Annotated in this window: 4 protein-coding genes and 1 pseudogene; 4 read left to right on the forward strand and 1 reads right to left on the reverse strand. The window is 67.5% G+C overall.

Annotation, left to right across the window (positions count from 1 at the left end):
- Both ACFYX0_RS47145 and ACFYX0_RS47150 read left to right on the forward strand, forming a co-directional pair.
- Nucleotides 1–428, forward strand: a pseudogene (locus tag ACFYX0_RS47145) (hypothetical protein); the annotation flags it as partial.
- A 98-nt stretch (nucleotides 429–526) separates the two neighbouring features.
- Complete coding sequence (locus ACFYX0_RS47150; RefSeq protein ID WP_388981849.1) at nucleotides 527–667, forward strand: hypothetical protein; 141 nt, start codon at nucleotides 527–529, stop codon at nucleotides 665–667.
- 162 nt (nucleotides 668–829) lie between these two features.
- On the opposite strand, the gene ACFYX0_RS47155 is transcribed toward ACFYX0_RS47150, so the two are convergent.
- Nucleotides 830–1,276 (reverse strand): winged helix-turn-helix transcriptional regulator, encoded by a 447-nt coding sequence (locus tag ACFYX0_RS47155; protein WP_388981852.1) that lies wholly within the window; start codon nucleotides 1,274–1,276, stop codon nucleotides 830–832.
- A 190-nt stretch (nucleotides 1,277–1,466) separates the two neighbouring features.
- Here ACFYX0_RS47155 and ACFYX0_RS47160 point away from each other — a divergent pair, with 190 nt between their 5' ends.
- The gene (locus ACFYX0_RS47160) at nucleotides 1,467–1,928 is read left to right on the forward strand and encodes an isochorismatase family protein (RefSeq protein ID WP_388981855.1); all 462 of its coding nucleotides are present in this window, start codon (nucleotides 1,467–1,469) and stop codon (nucleotides 1,926–1,928) included.
- A 227-nt stretch (nucleotides 1,929–2,155) separates the two neighbouring features.
- Nucleotides 2,156–2,998 carry an SDR family oxidoreductase gene (locus tag ACFYX0_RS47165; RefSeq protein ID WP_388981858.1) on the forward strand — a complete coding sequence of 281 codons (843 nt, stop codon included), beginning with the start codon at nucleotides 2,156–2,158 and terminating at the stop codon, nucleotides 2,996–2,998.
- Nucleotides 2,999–3,304: the final 306 nt, after the last annotated feature.

Raw genomic sequence — 3,304 nt, forward strand, 5'->3', positions numbered from 1 at the left:
ACAGCCGCACCCTACGGCCAACGCCAAGCACCCAGGAGCCGAACGCCAGCAGTCACACCCACCCGAGCGACCCAGCGAAAACCGCGAAAGTCGAGATACGACAGGAGAGCCCGAAAAAGGCCTTCGGGCCGACGTACGAGCAGATCGTGGCGTACTTCAACCAGCCCGGGAACCGCACGCCGGGCAACGAGATGACGTTCGCGGCCATCGACGACGCCGTCGAGCGCGGCCCCGTCCTGGTCGGGTCACCGCAGCAGATCGCCGAGAAGGTCCTTTGGTTCCACGAGGCGTTCGGACACGATCTTCAGTCCTTCAGCCTCCCGACGGTGATCCCGCACGAGCAGCAGCTCGCCATGCTCGAACGCTTCGCGAGCGAGGTCATACCGGTGGTCCGCAAAGGCTGCCCCGACGACTCTGTGGAGCGATGAGGACCCGTACGGCGCTCGCCCCGCCGTCCACGGCCGGACCGTCCCCGATGCCGCCACGAACATCGACCGGGCGCAGCGCTGATCGCACGGGAGGGTGGGTGTGGCTTGCTCCGGCGGCTCGGGCCCGCACCGGTCAGGCCTGCTCGACCGGAATAGGCGAGTTGCACATGCCGCTACTCGTCCTGCATTCGCCCACCGACGACACCGTCGACATCGCCAACGCCGGGGAGATCTTCTGAGAGGCACGACACCCCCGAAGTTGCGTCTCGCTCGAAGGAGCGGACCATCTCCTGACCGCACCAGGACAAGCACAGCGAGCCGCCCACATCATCAGCGCCTGGGACGATCAGTACATCCACAGGTCACGGCCCAAAGGAGGTGTCCGGGGCAGGCCCAGCCCATTAAGCCCCGGGCTCCGTATTCATCACGAACGCCACGTCTTCGGCGGGCAATTCGCGGCCGTCGTCGTCGACGAACCCTACCCGCACGGCCTGGCCGGTGGAACATGATCGCCGCAGAGCGGAGGGCCCCGACGGGCGAGGGCGGTGGCGGTCACCCCACTGCTGGAGAGCCGCCAGCACGAGTCGCAGCTCCTGCCCGGCCGGAGTGAGGTGGTAGCTCTGCCGATGCCGACTGCCCGGCTCCTGGTACGTCCGCGTGCGCAACACACCGGCTTCGACGAGAAGCTTGAGCCTGTCACTGAGCAGGTTCGGTGCGATGCCGAGGGACGACTGGATTTCGGCGAACTTGTGCTTGTCCGCGAATATCTCACGCAGCACCAGGAAAACCCAACGTTCGCCGAGTACCTGCAGGCTGCGCTCGATGGAGCAGGCCGGCGCGTCGTCCATGGGGCCGGACACCTTCTTCGTCGATGCCACTGCCCACCTCACACATCTCTGCCGAATCCCCATGCATGCCACGCGGCTGCACGGCATGACTGAATTGTACACCTGAGTATCCGTTCACTATTCAGCTGCTCAAGGCGTCCGGAGCGCACTGCTCGTCCGTGACCGGCGCGGCGGCGGGGCGACGCGCAGGATGGGTCCGGTTTCGCCCGCGACGGCGGGTGACGTGATCGGCGGTGACGTCGTCGTCGCAGAGCACTGGGGCTCGAGCGGGTTCGCCAACACCGACCTGGACTTCCAGCTCAAGCAGCACGGCATCACTCACGTGGTGGTGGCCGGCCTGCTGGCGGAGACCTGCGTCGAGGCCACGGCCCGTTTCGCCATGGAGCTCGGCTGCCACGTGATGCTGGTCCGGGACGCCACGGCGGCCCTGTCGCCCGAGCGGATGCAGGCCGCACACGAGCTGAACGGCCCCACCTGTGCCCACGGCGAGGCGGGCCCTGAGAGCCGTCGGTACCGGCGTGACCCTGGGGGCGCTCCTTCCCGAGGCTTGCCGCGGGAAGGAGAGCACTTCAAATCTTCTCCTTGTTCGCCAGCGGCGCGATCGGCTCCGCCATCGGTAGCGCCCTCCTCGAAGCACATGGCTGGACAGTGATGATCTGCGAGGCAATGGGCTTCCTGACCGTCGGAGCGCTGTCCCTGACGGTCCATGCCGCCAGGAGGCACCGCACACCCGGGGCGCGGAACTCCGCGGAAGCGATCGGCGTGATGCGTCGCGCGCGCTCAGCCGTAGGGGAGCGGTAGTGGGGCGCGCACACCAACCCGGAGAAGCGCCTGCGTGTCGCCGTCGTCCGGCCCCGTAGGCAGGGGTGGCTGAGGCCCGTGGCGCAGCGTGCCGGCCTGCTGGACAACCACCTCGCCGAGCAGCGGAAAGCCACGATTGACTTTAGAAATAAAAGTCAGGTGGAATTGCTGCCACGGACGCCGGACCTCGGCCCGCGTGCAACACCGAACGGATGGGACATAAACATGCAGATTCAAGGCAAGGCCGCCTTGGTGACGGGCGTCAACCGGGGGATCGGCCGGGCGTTCGCCCGAGAGCTTGCCGAGCGCGGAGCCACGGTCTACGCCGCGGCACGCCGCCCGGAATTGATCACCGACCCCGGGGTGGTGCCGATCCAGCTGGACGTCACGGACCCGGCCACCATCGCCACGGCGGTCGAGGCGATCGGGGACCTCTCGATCCTGGTCAACAACGCCGGAACCGCCCTCGCAGCGCCGGTGCTCACCGCGTCACTGGACGACGCCAGGCGCGAGATGGAGATCAACTACCTCGGCACCTGGGCTGTGACCCAGGCCTTCGCTCCGGCGCTGTCCCACAACGGCGGCAGTGCCGTCATCAACATGTTGTCTGCCGCATCCTGGCTGGCTCTGGAGCAGGCGCCCGGTTATGCAGCGAGCAAGGCAGCGCAGAGGTCGCTGTCCAACGCGATGCGGTTGGCCCTGCGGCCGCAGAGCACCCGCGTGCTCGGAGTGCACGTCGGGTATGTCGACACCGACCTGTCCGCCGGCATCGACCAGCCGAAGATCAGTCCCGAGGAAGTCGCGCGGGCCGCGATCAAGGGACTCCTCGCCGACGAGGAGGAAGTGCTCGTTGACGAGTTCAGCCGCCAGATCAAGTCCGCGCTGCCGAAGGACATCACCGCGCTGTACCCGGCCCGGTGACGGGTGCAGGTGACGCAGGAGATGCGACAAGGCTCGATCTGCCACCGAGTGAAGGGAGGCTGATTGTGGAAAGTCAGACACGGCAGCTGTAGTTCCGGCGCCGGTGCTGGTCAGCGGCTTGCGGGGCCCAGCGTGGGCATGGGTACGGCCACCGTGATCATGAACGCTTGTGACGACGTATCAAAACCAGGTGGCCGCGGAGGCCACGATAGCCGGGGCCGCGTGGGGCAGGCTGTTCGGGGCGGCGATGGATGTGATCGCGGGCTGCTTCGCCCGGCGTGAGACCCGTGCCACGGCGGCGGAGAT

It is taken from the genome of Streptomyces sp. NPDC002573 (assembly GCF_042889625.1).
In the GTDB taxonomy this organism is placed as follows: Bacteria; Actinomycetota; Actinomycetes; order Streptomycetales; family Streptomycetaceae; genus Streptomyces; species Streptomyces gibsoniae.